Here is a 24,312-nt window from a genome sequence, read left to right on the forward strand (position 1 = left end):
CCCCACCGCAACCACCGAACAACAAGGCACCCCAGAGCCCCAAAGGGTGCACAGTTCGGAGGGTGTGGCAGCGTGGCCGGGTGGGTTCTGTGCCGTTGGAGGTCGACCTCGCCCTGCTCGGCGGGGGCGGGGCGGCTTCGCTGGTGCTCGCCGCCCTGGCCCGGCATGGCGTACGCGACCTGCGTGTTGCTGTGGTCGATCCGGTGCACCGGCGCGGTCAGGACCGGACCTGGGCGTTCTGGGACCGGCCCGGAAACGACCTGGACGAGTTGCTCAGCGCGAGTTGGTCGCGGGTCGAGGTGGTCACCGCCGAGAGGCAGCGCGTCCTCGACGTCGCTCCGTTGCGGTACGCGATGCTGCGGTCGTCACCGATCTATGACCGGGCGGCCGAGGCGGAGCGCCTGCTGGGCGTGACCCGCGTGGTCGCCAGCGCCGACACGGTGACCGATCATGGCGACGGGGTGCTGGTGGGTGGCACCGATGGGCCGGTGCTGAGGGCCGGCTGGGTGCTGGACTCGCGACCCCGACCACCGGAGCGGCCCGGGCGGACGAACTGGTTGCAGCATTTCCGCGGGTGGTGGCTGGCGGCGGACCGCCCGTTGTTCGATCCGACCCGTGCCGTGTTGATGGATTTTCGTACGCCGCAGCCGACCCGTGGGGTGTCCTTCGGGTACGTGCTGCCGGTCAGCAGCCGGTACGCGTTGGTCGAGTACACAGAGTTCTCACCGCACCTGCTCACCGGGGCGGCGTACGACCGTGCTCTCGGTGGCTACTGTGACCTGCTCGGCCTGGACCCGGCCCGGTTCACGGTGGGCGAGGTGGAGAACGGGGTCATCCCGATGACCGACGGGCCGTTCGTCGCCCGCCCGTCACCTCGGGTGGTACGCCTGGGCACTGCTGGCGGTGCGACCCGCCCGTCCACCGGGTTCACCTTCGCGGCCATGTACCGGCAGGCCGACCAGGTGGCCCGGGCGCTGGCTGCCGGGCGGCCACCGGTGCCGGGTCCGGCGTACCCTCGTCGGCATCGCTGGATGGATGCGGTCGCGCTGCGGGCCCTGGACCGTGACCTGGTCGGCGGTCCCGCGTTCTTCGCCCGGTTGTTCGACAGTAATCCGGCGTCGCGGGTGCTGCGGTTCCTCGACGGTGCCACGAGCGTGGCGGAGGACCTGGCGGTCATGAACTCGACCCGGCTGCCGTCGATGGCCGCCGCAGCGGTGGGTGATGCCGCCTGTCGACTTCGCGATCGGGTCGTACCGGCGCGGCGGCCGGTTTGGCGGGTGCCCCCGCCGGTCGTCGGTTCGGATCCCTGAGCCCACGGGTCGAGGGTGAGTCGCGGGTTCAGGGTTTCCGCCGGGCTCGCGTGGCCGGTCGTCGGTCGGTGCAGGTGGCTTCGGTAGGTTTGGTGGCATGGTGGACGAGGCGGCCGGTCGGGTCGTGCAGATCTGGACCGACGGCGCGTGCAGCGGAAACCCCGGCCCGGGTGGCTGGGGTGCGGTGTTGCGCTACGGCGCCCACGAGCGGGAGATCTGCGGCGGGGAGGCCACCCCGACCACAAACAACCGGATGGAGTTGACCGCCGCCATCAAGGCTCTGGAGAGCCTGACCCGGCCGGTCACCGTCGAGTTGCACACCGACAGCACGTACGTGCGCAACGGCATCACCAGTTGGTTGGCGTCCTGGAAACGTAACGGCTGGTTGACCGCGGCCAGGCAGCCGGTGAAGAACGCCGACCTGTGGCAGCAGTTGGAGGCGGCCTGCGCCCGGCACCGGGTGACCTGGCTGTGGGTCAAGGGCCACAACGGACATCCGGAGAACGAGCGGGCCGACGCCCTGGCCAACCAGGGCATGACCGAGGCGCGATCCGCCACCGTGTGACACCTTCGTGGCCAGGCGACCGACGCACCGACACGGCGTCGGAGGTGGTCAGCGTCGTCGGGTGCGGCGGGGGGTCAGCGGCAGGGCCGACCAGTGGGCGGGCCGACCGAGCCGGACCGGTAGGCGGGTCTGCCGGTCACCGCGGGCCGCGTCGAGCTGAGCCTGATGCAGGAACAGGGCGTCGGACAGATCCGCGCCCCGCAGGTCCGCCCCGCGCAGATCGGCACCGGTCAGGTCGGCGCGGGTCAGGTCGGCACCGCGCAGGTCCGCCCCGATGAGCGTCGCGCCGCGCAGGTTCGCCCGACGCAGGTCGACCCGGCGCAGGTCCCGGCCGACGAGCACGGCACCCCGGTGGTCGGCACCGGCGGCCCCGCCGCCGGTGCGGGCCAGTTCGGCGGTACGCGACAACAGCACGTTGAGCTTCGCGCGGTGCCCGTCGACGTCGAGGGCGAGCAGGTCCTGCGCGCTGCCCGAGGCCAACGTGTCGGTCTCGGCCAGTGCGGCGGACAGTTGCGCGACCAGGTCGGCCGGCGGCCGCAACCGCAGTGCCTCGGTCAGGTACCAGAGCAGTTCGTGCAGCGACCGCATCACCGCGAAGACGTCGAACATCTGACCGGCGTGTTCCGGCGCGGTACGCCAGTCCCGGCCACCGAAGGTCTGCTGGGCCACCCGCTGGCCCGCGCCGAAGCAGTCGAAGACGGTGCACCCGGCGAAGCCACGCTCGCGTAGCTCGGGGTGGATGCCGCAGCCGAAGTCGGTACGCAGGTTGCGGCACGGCTGGCCGGCGGGTTTGTCGTGCGCGAAGTCGGCGGACGCGGCGAACGCGGGGGCGACGCAGCAGAGACCGAAGCAGCGGGCACAGTCGGCGCGCAGCCCGCCCTCCACCGCACCACCGCCGAGGGCGACGCGCCCCGCACCGGTGCGTCCGGTCACGCCTGCGGTTCCGGTCATCTCCGACACCTTGCCCGCCTCTTTCTCGCTGATCCGTCGCCGGCACTCATTGTTCCCGCCCGGCCAGTCCGGCCGACCAGCGGCCGGCCGCCGGTCGAGCTGCGGGCATCGGTGTCGATCAGGGGACCTGTCGCTGGTCGGTACGGGCCCAGCGGAGGAGAGCGGTGAAGGACAGGGCGGCGGTCACCGCCCCACCGGCGAGTCGTACCCAGTGCCCGGCGACGAACTCGTCGGCGACCTGGCGCAGGTACTCCGGTGAGTGGGTGCCGGCCGGATCGACGAACATGATCTCGTTACGAGGCCAGAAGAAGACCACCGAGAACAGGAACTCGCAGGCGACGAAGACCGCCGTCGCGGCCACGATCCACCATCGCAGACCGCGCTGACGCCAGGTGAGCACCGTCGCGGCGACGCTCAGCAGCACCACCGAGGCGCCCAGCGGGGGAAAGTAGTCGCTGGGGCCGCTGACGGCGAGGAACTCGCGGGCCCGCTCCAGCGAGGCCGGCGGGTCCTGGAAGATGTTCGGGTAGAGCATGACCGTCTCGGCTGCCACCCCACCGAACGACATCATGGCCGCCCAGGTCAGGCCGACGAGGGCGATCCAGATGAGTTTGCCGCGCATCGCATCCTCCCATCGGTGCCCGGACGGGCACGCTCCATCTGGTGCGCGGCCAACGGTAGGTGCGCCGACGGTGCTCGCCTGCCGTCCACGGACCCGGATCCGGGTCGCCTTTCGACGTACGACGGTGCCGGGCCGGCACGTCGCTGGGCGTACCCGTGCCCTGATGCGCGGGTAGGTGTAGGCACCACGAGCGTGGGTAGCCGCCGCGGATGGAGCTGGTCGAGGAGTCGCCGTACCGTTTCCGGATCGACCGGCGTGATCCGATGCGGGTCCCGGGGGTGATCTTCGCGTCCCGCGCGTTGCTGCCGGACCCGGTGGCCGACCGGTCGCTGGAGCAGGTGGCAAACGTCGCCACCCTGCCCGGCATCGTCGGCGCCTCGTACGCGATGCCTGATCTGCACTGGGGTTACGGATTTCCGATCGGCGGGGTGGCGGCCACCGACGTCGCGGCCGGCGGGGTGGTCTCGCCCGGCGGGGTCGGCTTCGACATCTCCTGCGGGGTCCGGCTGCTCGCCGCCGACCTGGACCGCGACGAGCTGCGGCCTCGGCTGGAGGCGGTGATGGACGCGCTGAGCGCGGCCACCCCACGCGGTATGGGCAGCGGCGCGGTGTGGCAGCTCACCAGCCGCGACGAGTTGAACGCGGTGCTGCGCGGTGGGTCCCGGTACGCCGTGCAGCGTGGCTTCGGGGTCGAGCGGGACCTGCTCCGCTGCGAGGACTACGGCGCGGTGCACGACGCGGACCCGGCGCAGGTCAGCGAGCGGGCGATCGAGCGCGGCGCGCACCAGGTCGGCAGCCTCGGCTCCGGTAACCACTTCCTGGAGGTCCAGGCCGTCGACCAGGTGTACGACGAGTCGGTGGCCGAGGCGTTCGGGCTGCGCCGCGACCAGGTCTGCGTGATGATCCACTGCGGTTCGCGGGGGCTCGGCCACCAGATCTGCACCGATCACGTACGGGCCATGGAGCAGGTGATGGGCAGCCACGGCATCCAGGTGCCGGATCGGCAGTTGGCCTGTGCTCCGGTCGCCTCGTCGGCCGGTCGGGCGTATCTGGGCGCGATGGCCGCCGCGGCGAACTACGCGCGGGCCAACCGGCAGTTGCTCGCCCACGCGACCGGCCGGATCTTCGAGCGGGAGACGGGCCGGCGGCTCGACCTGGTCTACGACGTCTCGCACAACCTCGCCAAGATCGAGGAGCATGTGGTCGACGGCGCGGTGCGGCGGTTGTGCGTCCACCGCAAGGGCGCCACCCGGGCCCTGCCGCCCGGCCATCCCGACCTGCCGCAGGAGTTGCGGGACGTCGGTCAGCCGGTGCTCATCCCCGGCTCGATGGGCACCGGCTCGTACGTGCTGACGGGGGTGGCGGACTCGCCCGCGTTCGCCTCCACCTGCCACGGCGCGGGGCGGGTGCGCAGCCGCAAGCAGGCGGTCGCGGCGGGTGTGGGCGGGGATCCGCGCGCCGAACTGGAGGCCCGGGACATCGTGGTACGCGGGGCGTCGCGGCGCGGTCTGGCTGAGGAGATGCCGGCGGCGTACAAGGACGTCTCGGCTGTCGTCGAGGCGGCCGAGGGCGCCGGGCTGTGCCGCAAGGTGGCCCGGCTGGTGCCGTTGGGCGTGGTCAAGGGCTGAGGCGCAGCCGTTCACACGTCCAGGGTCACCGCACCGCACCAGCCCCGGTCGTCGCCGCCGAAACGCAGCTCGTGCAGGGAGACCGCCTTCGGCACCGCGCCGGTCAGCTCCACCTCGCCGGTGCCGGTGACGCCCCAGCGCACCCGCAGGCCACCCGCGTCGTCGGTGATCTCGGTGACCAGCGGCAGTTCGTCCGCCGTCTCCATCCGGTAGATCACCTCGTCGAGGACGGCGACCAGCAGGTCCTCGTCGGCGGCCGGTGGCGGGCGGAACTCCCGTTCGGCGTGGAGTCGGGCACCGGCGAGGTCGGCGAACGACTCGACCATCGCGGTAACCGCCTCGGTCAGGCAGCCGGCCCGGTCCGGTGCCCACGCCTCGATGCGGACGTCGGCGGTGTGCGGCACCAACCGGTGCCCGCGTGCTGGCCCCATGCCCCGAATGATGCCGCCCGGCGGGTCGGCGCGGTGACCTCTCTCACCGACGGGTCGGGCCGTCGCAGGGCGATCACCGTTCGGCGGCGACCAGATCCCGGGTGGCCGGTGCCACCTCGGCGGCGAACCGTCGCAGGTCGTCGGGGTCGTCGCTGGCCAGGATGAAGGCGCTCACGCCCTCGGTCAGGGCGAGGTCGGCCAACTCCTCGGCCCACTGCTCGGCCGGGCCCTGCAGCGGGCCGCTGCCGGTCTCGGTGAACCGTCCGCTGATGTTGAGCAGCCGGCGTACGTCGGTGGGGGAGCGGCCGGCGGCGGTGGCGGCTTCGTCGATGACGGCGTTGCCCTTGGCCAGGTCACCGGGCTGCAGGTAGGGCAGTGACGGCAGCCAGCCGTCGGCCAGGCGTCCGGTCAGCGCCTGCATCCGTGGCTTGTACGCCCCGACCCAGACCGGTACGTCGTGGGCGGGGGCCGGTCCGCGTTTGGCCCCGATCACCCGGTGGAACTCGCCGTCGACCCGCACGCCGCCCCGTGCACCGGCGTCCCAGACCTGGCGGATGATCTCGATCGCCTCCTCCAACGCCCGTACCGACTGCCCGGGGGAGAGGCGTCGCCCGCCCATGGACTCGATGGCGTCCCAGAACCCTCCGGCGCCCAGGCCGAGCTCCGTGCGGCCGCCGCTGAGCAGGTCCAGGCTGGCGATGCTGCGTGCCAGCACCGCGGGTGGACGCAGCGGCAGGTTTGTCACGTTCGCGGCCAGGCGTACCCGGCTGGTCCGGGCGGCGACGAAGCTCATCAGTGTCCAGGTGTCCAGGTACGCGGGCTGGTAGGGATGGTCCTGAAAGGTGACCAGGTCGAGCCCGACCTGCTCGGAGAGCACGGCGAGCCGGACCGGCTGCGTCGCGTCGGCGCTGCCGGGGGTCAGGAACGAGCCGAAGATCAGGTCGTGTCCGTAGTCGCTCATCGCGGTCGTCCTTCCTGAGAGCGGAGACCGCCAATGCTATGCCGGATAGAACATGTGTGCTCAATAAAATCTGTGATCTGGGCTAACCTGGGGGCATGAGCGGTCCCCACGGCGACGACATCCACACCGACCCGATCAGGGACGACCTCGGGTGGATGCTCGGCGTCCTCTTCCGGGCCCACCTGCGTGGTGCCGAGCACACCGTCGGTGACCTGCCCGGCGGGCCACGCGGCTACCAGGTGCTCGTCGCCGCCGACCGGGACCCGGCTCGTAACCAGGGCGCGATCGCCGAGGAGTTGGGCATCGACCGCACCGTGCTGACGTACCTGATCGACGACCTGGAGCGCGACGGGCTGCTGTCGCGTCGTCCCGACCCGGCCGACCGGCGCAGCCGACTGGTCGTCGTCACCGACGCCGGTCGGGCGGCGGCCCGGCAGCGGCGGGAGGCGTTGCGGGACGTCGAGACACGCCTGATGTCGGCGTTGACCGACGAGGAGGCCGCCACCCTGCGGGGCCTGCTGCGTCGGGCGGCGTGCGCGGCGCAGCAGGCCGACCCGTTGACCGACCTGTGTGCGGTGGCCGAGGTGGTGGCGGACCCGCCACCGTCACGTCGCCGCCCGGCGACCCGCGCCACGCGCAGCGGGACCACCCGCCGCACCGCCGAGCCGTAGCCTGCATCGGGTGCGGACAACCAAGTACACCCACTCCTGCGTCCGGCTCGAACTGGACGGCGCGGTGCTGGTCATCGACCCCGGCACGTGGAGTGAGCCGCGAGCCCTGGCCGGCGCGGACGCCGTGCTGGTCAGCCACGAACACACCGATCACGTCGACGTGCTGCGGCTGGCCGGTCTGGGCGTGCCGGTCTTCGTACCGGAGGGCGCCGTGCTGCCGGACCTGGCCCGCCTGCCGGTGACCCGGGTACGGCCGGGGCAACGGTTCACCGCCGCCGGGTTCGAGGTGACCGCCGTCGGTGGACGGCACGCCACCATCCACGGTGGGCAACCCGACTGCGTCAACCTCGGCTATCTCGTCGGCGACGCGGTCTACCACCCGGGCGACTCGCTGCACCTGCCGGGTCGGCCGGTGCGCACCCTGCTGGTCCCGGCACAGGCATCCTGGCTCAAGCTCACCGAGGCGATCGACTTCGCCACCGCGGTCGGCGCGACCGAGGTGTTCCCGATCCACGACGCCCAGCTCAACGACCGGGGCCTGGCCAGCGTCAACGGCTGGTTCACCGAGACCGTCCCCGGTTACCGGTATCTCGCCCCGGGCGAGACCGCCTGAGGGCACCCCCGGTCGCGTACGGGATCGGCGCAGGCCCGCCGGCTGCCGGGCGAGCCGGATACGCTCGGGCCACCGCCACAGCAGGAGACGTGCGATGAGCGACGACACCGTGTCCACGATGCCGGCCGTGTTCTTCGGCCACGGCAGCCCGATGAACGCCCTCGAGGTCAACCGGTACACCGCTGCGTGGCGGGCCTTCGGCCGGTCGGTGCCCCGACCCCGGGCGATCCTGGTGGTCTCCGCCCACTGGTACATCGGTGCCACCGCGGTCACCGCGATGCCGCGCCCGAAGACGATCCACGACTTCTACGGCTTCCCGCAGGAGTTGTTCGACGTCCGCTATCCGGCACCGGGCCTGCCCGAGCTGGCCGAGGAGGTCAGTGACGTGGTGCACCCGACCTGGGTGGGCGCCGACGTCGACTCCTGGGGCATCGACCACGGCACCTGGTCGGTGCTGGTGCACGCCTTCCCCGAGGCGGACATCCCGGTCGTGCAACTGAGCATCAACGCCTTCAAGGGCCTGGACTACCACCTTGAACTGGGCGCGAAGCTCGCCCCGCTGCGCGAGCGTGGGGTGCTGGTGGTGGCCAGCGGAAACGTGGTGCACAACCTCGGTGGCGTCGACCGTCGACTTGTCGACCAGGGCTTCGACTGGGCGCAACGCTTCGACGAGGCGGCCAAGGCGACCATGCTGGACGACCCGACCGAGGCCGGCCGCCTCGACGCCCACCGCGACTTCGACCTCGCCGTGCCGACACCGGACCACTTCATCCCGCTGCTCTACCTGGCCGGCCTGGCCGGGGCGACCGGGGAGGGCACCGAGGTGCTGGTGGACGGGTACGCCTACGGGTCGCTGTCGATGACCGCGTACACCCTGGGTCTGCCCGGCCGGGCCACCGAACCGCTCGCCGGTGCCCCCACCCTGCCGGAGGCGGTGCCGCCGGACTCCGCGAACATCTGAGCCGCAGCCCTGGTCACCGACGCCCGCCAGGCCGCGCTGGTCCACCCCACCGGATAGGGTCCCCAGGCAGCGTCTCGCGTACCTGGAGGAAGATCAGATGGCCCCGGACCACGTCGACGTGCTCATCGTGGGCGCCGGGCTGTCCGGCATCGGCGCGGCCTGCCAGTTGCGCCGGCACTGCCCGGACAAGACGTTCGCCGTGCTGGAGGCCCGCGACGAGGTCGGCGGCACCTGGGACCTGTTCCGCTATCCGGGCGTACGCTCCGACTCCGACATGATCACCTTCGGCTACTCGTTCGCCCCGTGGCAGGCCCCGAAGGTGATCGCCGAGGGCGCGACGATCCTCGACTACCTGCGTCGTACCGCCGACGAGCACGACGTCACCCGGCACATCCGGTTGCGGCACCGGGTGCTGCGGGCGGACTGGGACAGCACGCAGGCCCGGTGGACGGTGCTGGTCCGCCGCGACGACACCGCCGAGACACTCACCCTCACCTGCGCCTTCCTGTACGCCTGCACCGGCTACTACCGCTACGAAGCCGGGTACGCCCCGCAGTTCACCGGGCAGGAGCGGTTCACCGGCCGGATCGTGCATCCGCAGCACTGGCCCGCCGACCTCGACCTGCGCGACCGTCGGGTGGTGGTGATCGGCAGTGGCGCCACCGCCATCACCCTGGTCCCGGCGCTGGCCCGGCAGGCCGCCGAGGTGACCATGCTGCAACGCTCACCCACCTATGTGCTGGCACACTCCAGCGACGATGCGTTCGCCGACACGCTGCGCCGCCGGTTGCCGGCGCGGCTCGCGTACCCGCTGATCCGCTGGAAGAGCATCCTGCTGGTCACCGCCATCTACCAGCTCAGCCGGTTGGCGCCCGGGCTGGTGCGGCGGGCGCTGCGCCGGCGAACGGCCCGCAGACTGCCGGCCGGCTACGACGTCGACCGCCACTTCAACCCCCGCTACGACCCCTGGGATCAACGGTTGTGTGTGGATCCCGACGGGGACCTGTTCGCCGCGGTGTCCGCCGGGCGGGCCACCGTGGTCACCGACACCATCGACCGGTTCACCACCGACGGCATCCAGCTGACCTCCGGTGTCCACCTGCCGGCCGACGTGGTGGTCACCGCCACCGGGCTCGACCTGCTCCTGCTCGGCGGGATGACGCTGCGGGTGGACGGCGTCGACGTCGACGTGGCGCAGACCGTCGCGTACAAGGGGACGTTGCTCTCCGGGGTGCCGAACTTCGCGTTGGCCTTCGGCTACACCAACGCCTCCTGGACGCTGCGGACCGACCTGGTCGCCGAGTACGTGTGCCGGCTGCTGCGGCACCTGGACCGCACCGGCACGCAGGTGATCACCCCGCTGGCCCCGCCCGACGACCGCCGGGCGCCGCTGGTCGGGCTCACCTCCGGGTACGTGCGCAGGGGCGTCGATCGGCTGCCCCGGCAGGGTCATCGGGCACCGTGGCGGGTGCGCCAGAACTACCTGCGCGATCTGCTGCTGCTGCGGTTCGGGCGGCTCACCGATCCCGGGGTCCGATTCAGTCGGGCCGACTCGGCACTACGGAGGTCTGTCGATGCGTAAGTTCGACTTCACCGGCGGCACCGCCGTCGTCACCGGCGCGGCCGGTGGCATCGGCGCGGCCCTGGCCCACGGGCTGGCCCGACGCGGCAGCGACCTCGTCCTGCTCGACCGCGACGCCGACGGCCTCGACGCGGTGGCCGCCGCGCTGCGTGCCACCGGACGGGCGGTGCAGACGTACCAGGTCGATCTGGCCGACGCGCAGGCCACCGCCGCCGTCGCCGAGCAGGTCCGCGCCCGGCACCCGAGGATCCGACTGCTCGTCAACAACGCCGGGGTGGCCCTCGGAGGGCGCTTCGACGAGGTGACCTTCGACGAGTTCAGCTGGGTCGTCGAGGTGAACTTCCGGGCGGTGGCGCAGCTGACCCACGCGTTGTTGCCGGCGCTCAAGGCCGAACCCGGCGCGCACCTGGTCGCCGTCAGCAGCCTGTTCGGGTTGATCGCCCCGGCGGGCCAGGTCGCCTACTCGGCCAGCAAGTTCGCGGTGCGCGGCTTCACCGAGGCGCTGCGACACGAACTCGCCGCCGACGGCATCGGCGTGACCTGCGTGCATCCGGGTGGGGTGCGGACCCGCATCGCCCGCGACGCGCGGGTGGGCAGCGGGGTGGACCGGGTCCAGTTCGAGGATGGCCGGCGGCGTTTCGAACGGCTGCTCACCATCGACCCGGCGACCGCCGCCGAGGCCATCCTGCGGGGTGTCGCCCGCCGCCGTGGTCGGGTGCTGATCGGCTGGTCGGCCCGCCTTCCCGACCTGCTGGTCCGGGTCGCGCCGGCCGCTCACGGTCACCTGCTGGCCGCCCTCGGCCGCGCCGAGACCCGCCGCGCCGAGTCCCGCCCCCGTACCCCCGCGCAAGGGTGAGCATCCCCGCCCGGTTCCGGCACCTCACCGTCGACGGGCGGCGGGTCCATCACCGCGTCGACGGCGCCGGGCCGCCGGTGCTGTTGCTGCACGGCATCGGGCGTACGCTGCGGGACTTCACCGAACAGCATGACCTGCTGGCCGACCGGTACCGGGTGCACAGCGTCGACCTGCCGGGCCACGGCGGATCGTTGCCGATGGCCCAGCCGTACACCCTGCCGGCGCTGGCCCGGTTCGTCGGCGCCTACCTGGACGCGGCCGGCGTCGACGAGCCGGTGCATCTGGTGGGCAACTCACTCGGCGGCGCCGTCGCCATGGGTTACGCGGTCACCCGGCCGACCCGGGTCGCCTCCCTCACCCTGGTCGCCAGCGCGGGTTTCGGCCGCGAGGTGACCCTGGCGCTGCGGCTGCTCACCCTGCCCGGCCTGGGCCGGCTGCTGCTGCGGCCCAGCCGTCACACGGCCGGTCGCGCCGAGCGGGCGCTGTTCCACGACCCGACGCTGGCCAGCCCCGAACGGATCGGGCACGCCCTGGCGGTGGCCCGCCACCCGTACGCCGCCCGGGTGGTGCTGGAGACCGCACGTGGTCTCGGCACGGTGCGCGGCATCCGGCAGCCCTGGCGCGACGATTTGCTCGGCCGGTTGGCCGGACTCGGCCTGCCGACCCTGGTGGTCTGGGGCGACGACGACCGGATCCTGCCGCCGGCGCACCTGGCCGCGGCGCGTACGCTGCTGCCGCACGCCCGTACCCGGGTGTTCGCCGGTTGTGGACACCTGCCGCAGGTCGAGCGTGCCGAGGAGTTCAGCGAGGTGGTGCGGGAGTTCTGGGCCACGACGCCCGGGTGGCGACAGCACCAACAGGACGACGCGCGACGGCACCAGCAGGACGACCCGCGGCCGTAGCCAACGCATCCGACGAACGCCAGGACCCCACCGGAGCTGCCGAAAGACTTGAGGCGCATCATAGATACATGACGCATCCCTCGCCGGTCGGTCGTACCGTCGCGCCCTCGGCCGCCGAACGCGCCTACCGCCACCTGAAGCGGGCCATCCTGGAACAGGTCCATCCCGGTGGGTCGTTGGTCAGCGAGGGCGAGATCGCCGAGGCGACCGGGGTGTCGCGTACTCCGGTGCGGGAGGCGTTGCTGCGGCTGGAGACCGAAGGACTGGTCCGGCTCTATCCCAAGCGCGGGGCGCTGATCCTGCCGGTCTCGGCCCGCGAGATCACCGACGTCATCGAGGCCCGCCGGCTGGTCGAGGTGCACGCCGCCGAGCAGGTCTGGCCGCGGCGCGCCGAGATCCGCGCCGACCTGGCCGCCCGGTTGGCCGAGATGCGCGCCGCGCACGCCGCCGGTGACCTGACCGCCCTGATGGCCGCCGACCGGGCGTTCCACGCCACAGTCGTGGACGCCGCCGGCAACGAGATCCTCGCCGAGTTGTACCAGCGGCTGCGTGACCGGCAACTGCGGATGGGTGAGACGACCTTCCGGCTCTCGCCCCGCTGGGCCGACATGGCGCTGACCGACCACGCCGCGCAGTTGGCCGCCCTCGACGCCGACGACCCCGGACCGTGGCTGGCCACCGTGGCCAGCCACATCGACAACGCCGCCCGCGCGCTGCGGGGCCTCCGGTGAGCCTGGCCGACCCGGCACCCGTACCGCGCCGGCAGGCGCTGCTGGTCTGGGGCGTGGCCCTGAGCGCGTACGTCGCGTCGGTGTTCCACCGCAGTTCGCTCGGCGTGACCGGGGTGGAGGCGTCCCACCGCTTCGAGATCAGCGCCGCGACGCTTGCCACCTTCACCGTCGCCCAACTCGCCGTGTACGCGGTGATGCAGGTGCCCGTCGGCATGCTGCTCGACAGGTACGGCTCCCGCCGCCTCCTGATCACCGGTGGCGCCCTGATGGTCGCCGGTCAACTCTGCTTCGCCCTCGCCACCGACGTACGCCTGGCCGTGGCGGCTCGCGTCCTGGTCGGTCTCGGCGACGCGATGACCTTCATCAGCGTCCTGCGGATCGTCGCGTACTGGTTCCCGGGCCGCCGCAACCCGATGCTCGTGCAGTTGACCGGCACGCTCGGGCAACTCGGCGCGGTTATCGGTGCCGTCCCGCTCGTGCTGCTGCTGGAACACACCGGCTGGACCACCGCCTTCCTGACCGCCGCCGCAGTGTCCACGGTGATCCTGCTGGTGGCCGTCGCCGCGATCCGGGACACCCCGCACCGGGTGACAGTGGCCGCCGCGCCGCCGCCGCGCGGGCTGCTCGCCGCCGCCTGGGCCGCCCCGGGCACCCGCCTCGGGCTGTGGACGCACTTCGTCACCGGGTTCTCCGGCAGCGTGTTCGCGCTGCTGTGGGGCTTCCCGTTCCTGGTGCAGGGGCAGGGACTGGCCCCCACCGCGGCGGCCACGCTGCTGACCGTGCTGACCCTGGGCATGCTGGTCACCGGGCCGACGGTCGCGTACCTGTGCGGCCGGTTCCCGCGACACCGTTCGGTGCTGGTCTTCACCATCAACGGGATGACCGCGGCGACCTGGGCGGTGGTGCTGCTCTGGCCCGGACGCGCCCCCGGCTGGCTGCTGGTCGTCCTCGCGCTGGTGCTGGCCCTCAACGGCCCCGGTGCCCTCATCGGCTTCGACTTCGCGCGCACCTTCAACCCGGTCAACCGCATGGGCAGCGCCACCGGGATCGTCAACGTCGGTGGCTTCGTCGCGGCGATCGCCCTGGTGCTCGCCGTCGGCGTAGTGCTCGACGTGGCGACCCCGACCGGGCAGAGCGTCCCCGGTCTCGACGCATACCGCTGGGCCTTCGCCCTGCAGTACGTACTGTGGGCGGTGGGTGTGGTGCAGGTGCTGCGGTGGCGTAACGCCGCCCGACGCCAGCACGACGGGCCGGACCTGCCGGTCGGCCGCCCGGACACTGTGCCGATCGGCGGTCGCGGCGGTAGGTTCGCCTCCGGGAATGATCGTCGGCGCCGTCGGTTCTCCGGCGAAGCCGCAGCACGGCGGCGCGCCGCGCCGGCGCGGATGAGGAGGAAAGCGTGAGCCAGCAGGTCAGGGGAGTCATCTCGCGCAGCAAGGGCGCTCCGGTCGAGGTGACCGACATCGTGGTGCCGGACCCCGGGCCCGGTGAGGCGGTGGTACGGGTGCAGTCCTGCGGGGTCTGCCACACCGACCTGCACTACCGCGAGGGCGGCATCAACGACGACTACCCGTTCCTGCTCGGGCACGAGGCCGCCGGCATCGTCGAGCAGGTCGGTGCGAGGGTCGACGCGATCGCCCCCGGCGACTTCGTGGTGCTGAACTGGCGGGCGGTCTGCGGTGTGTGTCGGGCCTGCCGGCGGGGCCGCCCGTGGTACTGCTTCGCCACCCACAACGCCGCTCAGAAGATGACCCTGACCGACGGCACCGAACTCACCCCGGCACTGGGCATCGGCGCGTTCGCCGAGAAGACGCTCGTGCACGCCGGCCAGTGCACCAAGGTGGACCCGGCCGCCCGGCCCGCCGCCGTGGGGCTGCTCGGCTGCGGTGTGATGGCGGGGCTCGGCGCGGCGATGAACACCGGCGGGGTGACCCGCGGTGACTCGGTGGCGGTGATCGGCTGCGGCGGTGTCGGCGACGCGGCGATCGCCGGTGCGGTGCTGGCCGGCGCGACCACGATCGTCGCGGTGGACACCGACTCCCGCAAGCTCGACTGGGCCCGCAAGTTCGGCGCCACCCACACCGTGAACGCCTCCGAGGCCGACCCGGTGGCCGAGATCCAGGCCGCCACCGGCGGGTTCGGCGCCGACGTGGTGATCGACGCGGTCGGTCGACCGGAGACCTGGAAGCAGGCCTTCTACGCCCGTGACCTGGCCGGCACCGTCGTGCTGGTCGGCGTACCCACCCCCGAGATGCGTGTCGAGCTGCCGCTGCTGGACGTCTTCGGCCGGGGCGGGGCCCTCAAGTCCAGCTGGTACGGCGACTGCCTGCCCAGCCGCGACTTCCCCATGCTCACCGAGCTCTACCTGCAGGGCCGCCTCGACCTGGACGCCTTCGTCACCGAGGAGATCAGCCTCGACGGGGTCGAGGAGGCGTTCGCCCGGATGCACCACGGCGACGTGCTGCGCTCGGTGGTGGTCTTCTGATGACCGCCCGCATCGACCACGCCGTCACCTCCGGCACCTTCTCCCTCGACGGGCAGACCTTCGACGTCGACAACAACGTCTGGGTCATCGGCGACGACAGCGAGTGCGTCGTCATCGACGCCCCGCACGACGTGGACGCCATCTGCAAGGTGGTGGCCGGCCGTCGGGTCACCGCGATCGTCGCCACCCACGCCCACGACGACCACGTCCGGGTCGCCCCGCAGCTGTCCCGCGCCACCGGCGCGCCGGTGCTGCTGCACCCCGCCGACCGGGTGCTGTGGGACATGGTGCACCCCGACGAGCCACCGGGCGGCGAGCTGCACGACGGCCAGCGGATCGAGGTCGGCGGCAGCACGCTGACCGTGCTGCACACCCCCGGGCACAGCCCCGGCGCGTGCTGCCTGCACGACGCCGCCCAGGAGGTCGTCTTCACCGGCGACACCCTGTTCGCCGGCGGACCCGGTGCCACCGGCCGCTCCTACAGCGACTTCGGCACCATCATCGACTCGATCCGCGACCGGCTGCTCACCCTGCCGCCGCAGACCGTGGTGCACCCCGGTCACGGCGACAGCAGCACCATCGGTGCCGAAGCGCCGCAGCTGCCGCAGTGGCTGGCCCGGGGGCACTGACCTGCGCCGCCGACAAATGTGATGCTTCGGTGGCGGGAGTCGGGCGACCCTGTCGCCGTGTCGTCCGTACCCGATTGTGAACGCGCACCGGCGGCGGTTTTGCCCGCCGCCGGTGTCGCTCCACGCCAGCCCGGCCCACCACCGACGTTGACCCCGGCCCAGCGCCACGCGCTGCGGCACGTGCGGACCGTGGCGCTGCGCGACCGCCCGGACGCGCGGGCCACCATCGGTCGACTGCTCACCGGGGTACGCGCCGACCCGGCGCACCTCGTCGCGGCGATCGGCCACGCCGGCCGGATCACCCTCAACTTCCACCCCGACCGGCTGCTCGCCGACGGCCGGTCGGTCGCGCAGGCCCTCGCCACCGAAGGCGTCTACCGCAGCCAGTTCGAGACCGGCATCTCCAACGGCGGGCTGACCGCGTACCCGGGGGGCGACCGGGACCGGTGGGAGCAGCAGATGTTCGGCGGGGCGTACCAGCGACCGGGCGTGCGCCCGGCGGAGCGGCCGAAGTACGGCGGCCTGAACCTGCTCGACCACCCGGACGGCGCCGCTGTCCGGTTCGGCTCCTGCCACCTGCGGTTGCGGCCCGAGGTGCGGCACCGCACCACGTTCTGCTTCGGCGACAGCCACCTGGGTCCCCGCGACGTCGGCACCGCCGAAGTGTTCGAGCCGGTGTTGGCCGCGCTGCTCGCCGCGACGGTGGACACCGGCGTCTGCCTGGGCCGCCCCGGCATGAACCTGGTCGACCTCACCGCGCACCTGCTGCGCCGCCGCGAGGACCTTGCGGCAGCCGCCGGCCGGGCCCTTGACGACTACGTCGAGGCGCAGGTGCACGGCGTGCTGCACCTGGGTCGCGACGTGCAGGAACTCCTCGCCGATCCCTCGTTCCGGGGCACCGCCGTCGGTGCGGACCTCGCCACGGCCGCCCGGCGGTACGGCTTCCGGCTGCGCTGGCACGCCGGCTTCGCCCTGCCGGTGGACCGGGTCGACGCCGACTTCCGGGGGCCGGCGATGGTGCCGCTGGCCGCCCGGGTGCACGCCGAGTTCGCCCGACCCGGCGAACCGCTCACCGCCGCCCTGATCGGTCGGGCCGCCGCCTCGGTCGTCACCGACCCGGCCCGCTGGGCCGACCGGGGCCCGATCACCGACACACGGCAACACCTCAAGCAGCTCTGGCATGTGCTGGTGCGGTTCGGCGCGCCTGCCGACTGACCGGTTCGCCACCCGATCCGCATCGGTGTCTGGTTCGTGCCGGCTCGGAGCGTCCACCCGATCCGGGGCGTGAGCAGCGTCTCACCCTCCGCGTTCAGGCTATTTCTGGAAATGCCCGACACGTCGGCCGGGTTGTGTCCCCCGAGACGCTGGCATCCAAACCCCTGCCGGCGACCGTCCCCCGAGAGCGGCTCAACCCGGAGCGGCTCGTAACGATCGAAAGGGCAACCATCGTGAAGTTCGACTTCACTCGATGGCTCCCGGCCATCGCGACGAACCCGAATCGCAAGACCACGCTGAGCGTGGTGGGCGTCACCGCCCTCGCCGGACTGGCCTTCGGCCCGACGGCCGTCGCCGCACCACTCACCACCGGCCCGCACGAGGGTGCCGTGGCCGCGATCGACAAGGCCACCGGTCGGGAGACCACCGGCACCACTGTCGAGTCGGCGCTGACCACCGGCAAGCCGACCCGTGGGGAGCTGATCCCGCACGGCGTCCAGGGCGCGCAGTCGCGTGTGCCGCTGGACGGCGCCCAGCGGGAGAACGCCAAGACCATCATCGAGGTGGCCAAGAAGACCGGCGTCGGCGAGCGGGGCGCGGTGATCGGCATCGCCACCGCCCTGCAGGAGTCGAAGCTGTACAACCTCGGCCACCTGGGCGCGTACAACGACCACGACTCGCAGGGGCTGTTCCAGCAGCGTCCGTCCAGCGGCTGGGGCACCGAAACGCAGATCACCGATCCCGAGTACTCCTCGAACGCCTTCTTCCAGGCGTTGAAGAACGTCAACGGTTGGCGTGACATGCCGTTGACCGCCGCGGCGCAGACGGTGCAGGTGTCTGCCTACCCGTTCCACTACGCGCAGTGGGAGGAGCAGGCGGCGGACATCGTCACCCAGCTCTGGTGAGTTTCGAAACGGCCGGTCCCGAATTCCGGGGCCGGCCGTTTCGCGTTCTTCTGCCGCAGGCCCGCAGCCTCAGGCGGGCCGACGGTGGCGGAAGATGTCGACGAAGGCGACCAGCAGGGCCAACGCGATGATCCCGGCCGACACCAGCAGCGACCGCTCGAACGCCTTCGACCAGTCGTTGTCGCTGCCCACGGTCGAGAAGAAGACCGCGCCCACGGCGGCGATCCCGGCCGCCGAGCCGATGCGTTGACCGGTCTGCAGCATCCCCGCCCCGCTGCCCGCCTGCGGCACCGGCACCTCGGAGAGGGTCAACGTCTGGTTCGGGGCGATCACCAGACCACTGCCGATCCCGGCGAGCAGCAGGGGAGCGGCGGTCACCCACGGCACCGGGGCGTGCGGCGCCACCTCGATGGCCAACGCCACCAGACCGAGCCCGACCACCACGGCGAGCAGCCCGGTGGCGACCAGCGGCCGACCGAACCGGTTGACGATCCGACCACCGATCGCCGACGCGACGGCCGAGCCGAGCGCGAACGGGGTGATGGCCAGACCGGCGACGAGGGCGCTGTAGCCGAGCCCGGTCTGCAGGTAGAGGGTGAAGATGAAGAAGATCGCGGTGAAGCCGCCGAAGTAGCTCAGGGCGATCAGCGCGCCGAGGGCGTACGACTGGACCCGGAACAGGCCCACGTCGAACAGTGGGGGACCCTGCCGGGCGTACCTGCGCTCCCAGAGCGTGAAGCCGACAAGCGTGATCAGGCCGGCGGGCAGCAGCAGCCACTTGGCCGGGCCGTGCCACTGCTCCCGTTGCACCATCGGCAACAGCAGCAGCGTCACACCCACGCCGAGCAGCAGGACGCCCACCGGGTCCGCGCGGCGGTGGGCGGTCTGGCCCACCGGCCGGTGCGGGATCAGCCGCCAGCCGAGGACCATCGCGAGAATCCCCACCGGGACGTTGACGAAGAAGACCCACCGCCAGCCGTGTTCCGGTCCGCCCGCGGCGATCAGCACACCGCCGAGCAGCGGACCGATCGCGGTGGAGATGCCGATGGTGGCACCGAGCAGGCCGAACGGTCGGGCCCGTTCCGGACCCTGGAAAAGCTGCTGGATCATCCCGGTCACCTGCGGATTCACCACCCCGGCGGCGGCGCCCTGGAGCAGCCGGGCGAGGACCAGCCAGGTGGCGGACTGGGCCAGGCCGGCCACCGCGCTGGTCGCCGTGAACAGCGCGATGCCGAAGACGAAGGCGTTGCGGCGGCCGTGCACGTCACCGAAGCGACCGGCGGGCACCAGCACCAACCCGAAGGCCAACGCGTACCCGGACAGCACCCACTGCAGGTCCGCCGGGCTGGCGTCCAACCCCCGGTCCAGCGACGGGATGGCCACGTTGACGATGCTGATGTCCAGCAGCGTCATGAACGCCGCGACCAACCCGACGCCGAGGGCCTGCCACCGTCGTCGCCCGTCGTAGGACTCAGGTGCCGCTCGGGCGGCGTCCGTCACGCCAGTTGCTGGGCGCAGAACCGGGGACCGAAGTCCAACCCGGCCATCGGGGAGTCCTCCCGGTGCAGCAGGTTCTTCTCGGTGAGCAGGTGCAGTGGCGTCTGCAACTGCTCCTCGGTCAGTCCGCACTCCTGGGCGATCGAGTCCGGGTACGGGACCTGTCCGCGTGCCTCCAGCGCCGCCACCGCGTCGTACACCCGAACCTCGACGTCCGACAGCTGCACCTGCTGCATGGTGCCCTCCTCACGCTCCACCCGCCCACCCAGGCGGTCTGCGCCGCGCGGTTACCCCCTGCGAGGCCGAAAATGCACCGGCGACGGCGCGTGGATCGGCCTCCCCGCGTGGTGGCCCACCCTGCTCTACGCTGCTGCGGTGACCGTCTGGGAACTCGCAGTGATCGGCGGTGGGCCGGCCGGCCTGTCGGCCGCTTTCGCCGCCGCCCGGCGCGGCGTCCGCACGCTTGTCCTCGAACGCGCCACGCACCCGCGTTACAAGACCTGCGGCGGCGGGTTGACAGGCATCTCGTTCGCGGCCGCCGCCAACCGCATCGACGTGCCCGTGCACGACGCGGTCGACGAGGTCACCTTCACTTTGGACGGCCGTCGGTCGTTCACCCGACGGCACCGCTCGGGTGCCCTGGTGCGGATGGTGCGTCGGGACGAGTTCGACGACCGGCTGCGCGCTGCCGCGGTGGCCGCCGGGGCCGAGGTCCGCGAGCGGGTCACGGTCCGCGCCGTGGATCAGACCCCCGACGGCGTACGCCTGCGGCTTGCCGACGGTGCCACGGTCCTGGCGCGCACTGTCGTCGGTGCGGACGGCTCGTCGGGGGTCAGTGCCCGCCACGTCGGGGTGCGTTACCGGCAGGTGGATCTGGGGTTGGAACTGGAATTGCCGGTGTCGCCGCAGCAGCAGGCCCGGTGGCGGCGTCGGATGCTGCTCGACTGGGGCCCGCTGCCCGGCTCGTACGCCTGGGTGTTTCCCAAATCCGACCGGCTCAGCGTCGGTGTGATCGCCGGCCGGGGCGACGGGGAGCGCACCCGGGATTACCTGCGCCGCTTCGTCGACCGGCTCGGCCTGGCCGGGGTGTCACCGGTGCACGACACCGGGCACCTGACCCGCTGCCGCGCCGAGGACTCACCGTTGCGTCGGGGTCGGGTCCTGGTCGCCGGGGATGCCGCCGGCCTGTTGGAACCCTGGAGCCGGGAGGGGATCAGCTTCGCGTTGCGCTCCGGGGAACTGGCCGGTGCAGCGGTCGCCGACGCCGACCTGGCCGGCTACGAACACGCGGTGCAGCAGCGGCTGGTGCCGGCCATCCGGGCCGGGCACCGGTTGCGGGAGGTCTTCGCCCAGCGACCGGAGTTCTTCCACCTGGCGCTGGGCACACCGCCCGGCTGGCGGGCGTTCACCCGGTTCTGCCTGGGCCGGTCCGACTTCGGTCAACTGGTCGAGGCGCTGCCCGTCCGCACCGCCCTGGCGCTGGCCGCCCGGCTGCCGCACCCCCGCTGATCCCGATCCTCATCGGCGTGGCGGCACCCCCGCCCCGCCGATGGCGCCGCCACCGGCGGCACCTGCCACCCAGGATCCTAGGATGCTTTAGCGGTGATGATCTACGGCGCAATCCGCTGTTTCCGCGCCGCCAGTGGGGGTAGGGCCATCGGGGACCGGATCCCAGCAACCCGCACGAGGAGACCCCCGTGAGCCAGGACCAGCACACCCAGCAGGACCCCACCGAGCAGTACGGCCAGCAGTCGGGACAGCCCGCCCAGCAGCAGACGCCGCCGGGACGAACGGGGGACATGAACCCGAAGCCCGACCACGGGGAGGAGACCTACACCGGCAGCGGCAAACTCGACGGCAAGAAGGCGGTGATCACCGGCGGTGACTCCGGCATCGGTCGGGCCGTGGCGATCGCCTTCGCCCGCGAAGGCGCCGACGTGCTCATCTCCTACCTGAGCGAGGAGGAGGACGCCGACGCGCAGGACACCGTACGACTCATCGAGGCCGCCGGCCGCAAGGGCATCGCGGTACGCGGCGACATCACCGACGAGAGCACCTGCCAGGGGCTGATCGACCGGGCACTGTCCGACCTGGGCGGCATCGACATCCTGGTGAACAACGCCGCCTACCAGATGGCGCAGGACAAGGGCATCGCCGGAATCAGCACCGAACAGTTCGACCGGGTGCTCAAGACCAACCTGTACGCGATGTTCTGGCTGTGCAAGGCGGCCCTGCCGCACCTGGAGGAGGGCTCGGCGATCATCAACACCTCGTCGATCCAGGCCTTCGACCCGTCGCCGCAGCTGCTGGACTACGCCACCACCAAGGCGGGGATCGCGAACTTCACCAAGTCCCTCGCGGCCGACCTGGTGGACAAGGGCATCCGGGTCAACGCGGTCGCCCCCGGCCCGATCTGGACCCCCCTGATCCCGGCCACCATGCCGGAGAAGAAGGTCGAACAGTTCGGTACGGACACCCCGGTCGGCCGCCCCGGCCAGCCCGCCGAGCTGGCACCCGCGTACGTCTTCTTCGCCTCGCAGGAGTCGAGCTTCATCACCGGTGAGGTGCTCGGCGTCACCGGCGGCCGCTTCACCAAATGACCTGCAAGGAGGGGCCCCTTGTTAACGCCTGCGGTAGAGGAGGGGCCCCTTGTTAACGCGTGTGGTTGAAGGGCTTTGTTGGCGGGGCCACGCTGACGGGGCGAAGCATGCCTGGTCAACCCTGTGATCAGCGGGGCCAGGCTGCCAGTTGCCGGCGGACTCGGGTGATGTCGGCGGCGTCGAGACCGTAGCGGGCGAAGCGACGGTCGGGGATCCGGTCCAGGTAGCGGCCGGCGGCGCGGACATCCTCGTCGTCCAGAGCGGGATCGAGCTGCCTGGCCAGCTCCAGCAGTTCGGCCACCGACCGGTCCGCCAGCGCGGCGGCCACGTCGATGTAGTCGCGTACCTCGCGCCGGTTGACCAGCGCCGCGGTCTTGTTGGCGATCAGGTCGCGGACGTCCATCACCGGCCCGAAGTCCATCACCACCGGGCTGCGATGCCGGTCGAGGCGGGCCAGACTGAGCCGGATCTGCCGGCCGTCCCGGGCGACCACGAAGTCCCGCATGTCCGCGTGGAAGCCCTCGAACAGGTCGCCGAGGTCGCTGTCCGGGTCCGCGTCGGTCACCTCGAACCCGGCCGCCCGCAGGGCGTCGCGTACGCCGGCGGCCGCCGCAGCGGCGGCACCCTCCACGTCGGCGAAGAGATCGACGTCCTCGGTGGGGCGGGTCACCAGCCCGTGCGCGGCCCACGCGACACCGCCACCGAGCACGAAACGGTACGGCCCGGCCACTGTCAACGCGACCCGGGCCACCTCGCGGTAGAAGTCGTGCGGATGGGGCGTGATCACGCCGACCGCAGACCCCGGTGCCGACTCTCCCAGGCGGTGCGTACGCCCCGGGGCAGGTTCAGCAGCCGCCACACCCGCGGCAGGGTCCGCCCGTTGACCAACCGACGCAGGTCATCGACGCTGGTGGTCTCCCGCAGCACGTTCTCGTACATCCAGAGCAGCTGGTCGGGGTCGGCCAGATCGAACGCGCGGTCGCTGCACCACATCAGTCGTACCGGCAGCTCCACCACCCCACGGGTGGGCCCACGCAGCTCGCTCAACGTCCGGGCCACCACGGCGGGCCGCCCCGGCCGGGCGAGATGCGCCACGCCGGTCGTCACTCCGAAGACGGCCTGCATCCTGCCAGGGTAACCCCACACCCCCCGGAACCGGACTCTCCCCAACCCACCCCCACCAAATCCACCCACCCCCCGACCTCCCCGACCCCCGCGATCACCGCGACCCCTTCGATCACCCCGAACCCCCGAACCCCGAACCCCGACCGCCTTCACGACCAACCACCTCACGATCGTCGTGATCGACTCCGTTACGCCGAAACGGCGCTTTCCCGCCCCCCAGGATTCCGCCGTTTCGGTGTAACGGTGAGGGCTTGGCCGGCCGAACTGTGCGATGACGGTGGGAGGCTTCATTGCCGCGTCTAGCCTCTCGGCAGGGCTGGCCTGTCACCTGACCCGGTCGACCGCCCGCAGGGCTGTCGGCTGTCGTGCTGTTCTGGCCATGTGCTGTCCTGCCCCTGGTCACGGGCTGTCCTGGTCACGGGCTGTCCGCGCCCCTGGTCACGGGTTGTCCGCGCCAAGGGCGGGATTTAGGTTGTTTGGGCTATCTTTGGCTGGTTTGCCAGCTGAAGTCGGCGCGGTGTGGCCGTTGGGGTGTGCCCGGCGCGCGGTGATCGACACCGTTACGGCGAAATGGCGGTATCCCGCCGAGTTGGACCCCGCCGTTTGGGCGAAACGGTGCGAGTCCCTCCCGCAGACGTCGTCTGCCTCGGCCGTTGCCGCCTGCCTCCGCCCCTCCGGTGGCCGGAAGTGCGGCCGGTGCGCGGTATGTCCGGTCTGACGGGCGGCGTCCGGGCAATGGTGGCGGCCAGCGGGCGGTTGGACGGACGTACCTTGACCGGCCGGCGAAGGCGGCGGTGCCGAGTAGATGGCTCCGACGAGTGGCCGCCTCCGGGATGTGGATGGGTCAGCTCTCGGGAATGGTGGTGGCCGGCGGGTCGTTGTACATGTCTGACCGGCCGATGAAGACCGCCCGGAGCAGAGCAAGATGGCTTCGTGGTTGGCCCGTCCCCCCGGGAATGATGGTGGGTGGTCGGTCGTTGTACATGGTCCCGGCGCCGTGAGGGCCCCTCGCCCTCTGCGATGAGCGCGGTGGGATTCCCCGCCCCGCGTGTGAGCCGGTGAACCTTCCCCC

25 protein-coding genes are annotated in these 24,312 nt (G+C 72.1%); 17 read left to right on the forward strand and 8 right to left on the reverse strand.

Annotated features, from left to right (window positions below; translation table 11 throughout):
• Positions 1-62 precede the first annotated feature (62 nt).
• On the forward strand, positions 63-1,310 hold the full coding sequence (locus Vgi01_RS28760; RefSeq protein WP_204293147.1) for a lycopene cyclase family protein: 1,248 nt from the start codon (positions 63-65) through the stop codon (positions 1,308-1,310).
• Positions 1,311-1,407: 97 nt separating this feature from the next.
• On the forward strand, positions 1,408-1,875 hold the full coding sequence (rnhA, locus tag Vgi01_RS28765) for a ribonuclease HI (RefSeq protein ID WP_013733961.1): 468 nt from the start codon (positions 1,408-1,410) through the stop codon (positions 1,873-1,875).
• 48 nt (positions 1,876-1,923) lie between these two features.
• Here rnhA and Vgi01_RS28770 read toward each other — a convergent pair whose 3' ends face one another.
• Together Vgi01_RS28770 and Vgi01_RS28775 are read right to left on the reverse strand one after the other, a co-directional pair.
• Positions 1,924-2,835, reverse strand: a complete 912-nt coding sequence (locus tag Vgi01_RS28770; RefSeq protein WP_239089219.1) for a pentapeptide repeat-containing protein — start codon at positions 2,833-2,835, stop codon at positions 1,924-1,926.
• Positions 2,836-2,944: 109 nt separating this feature from the next.
• Positions 2,945-3,448: an anthrone oxygenase family protein gene (locus Vgi01_RS28775; protein WP_204293148.1), complete on the reverse strand. Its 504-nt coding sequence runs from the start codon at positions 3,446-3,448 to the stop codon at positions 2,945-2,947.
• Positions 3,449-3,657: 209 nt separating this feature from the next.
• On the opposite strand from Vgi01_RS28775, the gene Vgi01_RS28780 reads away from it, so the two are divergent.
• Positions 3,658-5,076, forward strand: coding sequence for an RtcB family protein (locus tag Vgi01_RS28780; protein WP_204293149.1), 1,419 nt, complete (start codon positions 3,658-3,660; stop codon positions 5,074-5,076).
• Positions 5,077-5,087: 11 nt separating this feature from the next.
• On the opposite strand, the gene Vgi01_RS28785 is transcribed toward Vgi01_RS28780, so the two are convergent.
• Positions 5,088-5,507, reverse strand: a complete 420-nt coding sequence (locus tag Vgi01_RS28785) for an archease (RefSeq protein WP_204293150.1) — start codon at positions 5,505-5,507, stop codon at positions 5,088-5,090.
• A gap of 73 nt (positions 5,508-5,580) precedes the next feature.
• Positions 5,581-6,468: an LLM class flavin-dependent oxidoreductase gene (locus tag Vgi01_RS28790; RefSeq protein ID WP_204293151.1), complete on the reverse strand. Its 888-nt coding sequence runs from the start codon at positions 6,466-6,468 to the stop codon at positions 5,581-5,583.
• 95 nt (positions 6,469-6,563) lie between these two features.
• On the opposite strand from Vgi01_RS28790, the gene Vgi01_RS28795 reads away from it, so the two are divergent.
• The 12 genes from Vgi01_RS28795 (at position 6,564) to Vgi01_RS28850 (ending at position 18,018) form a co-directional block, all read left to right on the forward strand.
• Positions 6,564-7,139 (forward strand): MarR family winged helix-turn-helix transcriptional regulator, encoded by a 576-nt coding sequence (locus Vgi01_RS28795; protein WP_204293152.1) that lies wholly within the window; start codon positions 6,564-6,566, stop codon positions 7,137-7,139.
• Between the two features lie 10 nt (positions 7,140-7,149).
• Positions 7,150-7,752, forward strand: coding sequence for an MBL fold metallo-hydrolase (locus Vgi01_RS28800; protein ID WP_102660421.1), 603 nt, complete (start codon positions 7,150-7,152; stop codon positions 7,750-7,752).
• 94 nt (positions 7,753-7,846) lie between these two features.
• Positions 7,847-8,713 carry a 4,5-DOPA-extradiol-dioxygenase gene (gene ygiD, locus Vgi01_RS28805; RefSeq protein ID WP_239089221.1) on the forward strand — a complete coding sequence of 289 codons (867 nt, stop codon included), beginning with the start codon at positions 7,847-7,849 and terminating at the stop codon, positions 8,711-8,713.
• A 97-nt stretch (positions 8,714-8,810) separates the two neighbouring features.
• Complete coding sequence (locus Vgi01_RS28810) at positions 8,811-10,295, forward strand: flavin-containing monooxygenase (RefSeq protein ID WP_204293153.1); 1,485 nt, start codon at positions 8,811-8,813, stop codon at positions 10,293-10,295.
• Complete coding sequence (locus Vgi01_RS28815; RefSeq protein ID WP_204293154.1) at positions 10,288-11,151, forward strand: SDR family NAD(P)-dependent oxidoreductase; 864 nt, start codon at positions 10,288-10,290, stop codon at positions 11,149-11,151. Before Vgi01_RS28810 ends, Vgi01_RS28815 begins: the two co-directional genes overlap by 8 nt.
• Complete coding sequence (locus tag Vgi01_RS28820) at positions 11,148-12,053, forward strand: alpha/beta fold hydrolase (protein WP_102660418.1); 906 nt, start codon at positions 11,148-11,150, stop codon at positions 12,051-12,053. The genes Vgi01_RS28815 and Vgi01_RS28820 overlap by 4 nt, the downstream gene beginning before the upstream one ends.
• A 68-nt stretch (positions 12,054-12,121) precedes the next feature.
• A complete protein-coding gene (locus tag Vgi01_RS28825; RefSeq protein WP_204293155.1) occupies positions 12,122-12,784 on the forward strand; it encodes a GntR family transcriptional regulator in 663 nt (220 codons plus the stop codon).
• Complete coding sequence (locus Vgi01_RS28830; protein ID WP_204293156.1) at positions 12,781-14,187, forward strand: MFS transporter; 1,407 nt, start codon at positions 12,781-12,783, stop codon at positions 14,185-14,187. Before Vgi01_RS28825 ends, Vgi01_RS28830 begins: the two co-directional genes overlap by 4 nt.
• Complete coding sequence (locus tag Vgi01_RS28835) at positions 14,184-15,269, forward strand: S-(hydroxymethyl)mycothiol dehydrogenase (protein ID WP_204293157.1); 1,086 nt, start codon at positions 14,184-14,186, stop codon at positions 15,267-15,269. Before Vgi01_RS28830 ends, Vgi01_RS28835 begins: the two co-directional genes overlap by 4 nt.
• Positions 15,269-15,898 carry an MBL fold metallo-hydrolase gene (locus Vgi01_RS28840; RefSeq protein ID WP_204293158.1) on the forward strand — a complete coding sequence of 210 codons (630 nt, stop codon included), beginning with the start codon at positions 15,269-15,271 and terminating at the stop codon, positions 15,896-15,898. Before Vgi01_RS28835 ends, Vgi01_RS28840 begins: the two co-directional genes overlap by 1 nt.
• A 189-nt stretch (positions 15,899-16,087) precedes the next feature.
• Positions 16,088-17,113, forward strand: a complete 1,026-nt coding sequence (locus Vgi01_RS28845) for a DUF3626 domain-containing protein (protein WP_239089223.1) — start codon at positions 16,088-16,090, stop codon at positions 17,111-17,113.
• A 233-nt stretch (positions 17,114-17,346) separates the two neighbouring features.
• A complete protein-coding gene (locus Vgi01_RS28850) occupies positions 17,347-18,018 on the forward strand; it encodes a hypothetical protein (RefSeq protein WP_204293159.1) in 672 nt (223 codons plus the stop codon).
• A 69-nt stretch (positions 18,019-18,087) separates the two neighbouring features.
• Here the strand turns inward: Vgi01_RS28850 and Vgi01_RS28855 are convergent, their stop codons facing one another.
• Positions 18,088-19,518: an MFS transporter gene (locus Vgi01_RS28855; protein WP_204293160.1), complete on the reverse strand. Its 1,431-nt coding sequence runs from the start codon at positions 19,516-19,518 to the stop codon at positions 18,088-18,090.
• The gene (locus Vgi01_RS28860) at positions 19,515-19,751 is read right to left on the reverse strand and encodes a hypothetical protein (RefSeq protein ID WP_013733942.1); all 237 of its coding nucleotides are present in this window, start codon (positions 19,749-19,751) and stop codon (positions 19,515-19,517) included. Before Vgi01_RS28860 ends, Vgi01_RS28855 begins: the two co-directional genes overlap by 4 nt.
• A 139-nt stretch (positions 19,752-19,890) precedes the next feature.
• Here Vgi01_RS28860 and Vgi01_RS28865 point away from each other — a divergent pair, with 139 nt between their 5' ends.
• Positions 19,891-21,024: a geranylgeranyl reductase family protein gene (locus Vgi01_RS28865; RefSeq protein ID WP_204293161.1), complete on the forward strand. Its 1,134-nt coding sequence runs from the start codon at positions 19,891-19,893 to the stop codon at positions 21,022-21,024.
• Positions 21,025-21,212: 188 nt separating this feature from the next.
• Entirely contained in the window at positions 21,213-22,115 is a 903-nt protein-coding gene (locus tag Vgi01_RS28870) for an SDR family oxidoreductase (protein ID WP_102660409.1), read from the forward strand.
• A 127-nt stretch (positions 22,116-22,242) separates the two neighbouring features.
• Here the strand turns inward: Vgi01_RS28870 and Vgi01_RS28875 are convergent, their stop codons facing one another.
• Both Vgi01_RS28875 and Vgi01_RS28880 read right to left on the reverse strand, forming a co-directional pair.
• On the reverse strand, positions 22,243-22,902 hold the full coding sequence (locus Vgi01_RS28875; protein ID WP_308441828.1) for a nucleotidyl transferase AbiEii/AbiGii toxin family protein: 660 nt from the start codon (positions 22,900-22,902) through the stop codon (positions 22,243-22,245).
• Positions 22,899-23,240, reverse strand: coding sequence for a hypothetical protein (locus tag Vgi01_RS28880; protein WP_102660408.1), 342 nt, complete (start codon positions 23,238-23,240; stop codon positions 22,899-22,901). Before Vgi01_RS28880 ends, Vgi01_RS28875 begins: the two co-directional genes overlap by 4 nt.
• Between the last annotated feature and the right edge of the window lie 1,072 nt (positions 23,241-24,312).

The sequence above is a fragment of the Micromonospora gifhornensis genome (assembly GCF_016863515.1).
GTDB classification, from domain to species: domain Bacteria; phylum Actinomycetota; class Actinomycetes; order Mycobacteriales; family Micromonosporaceae; genus Micromonospora; species Micromonospora gifhornensis.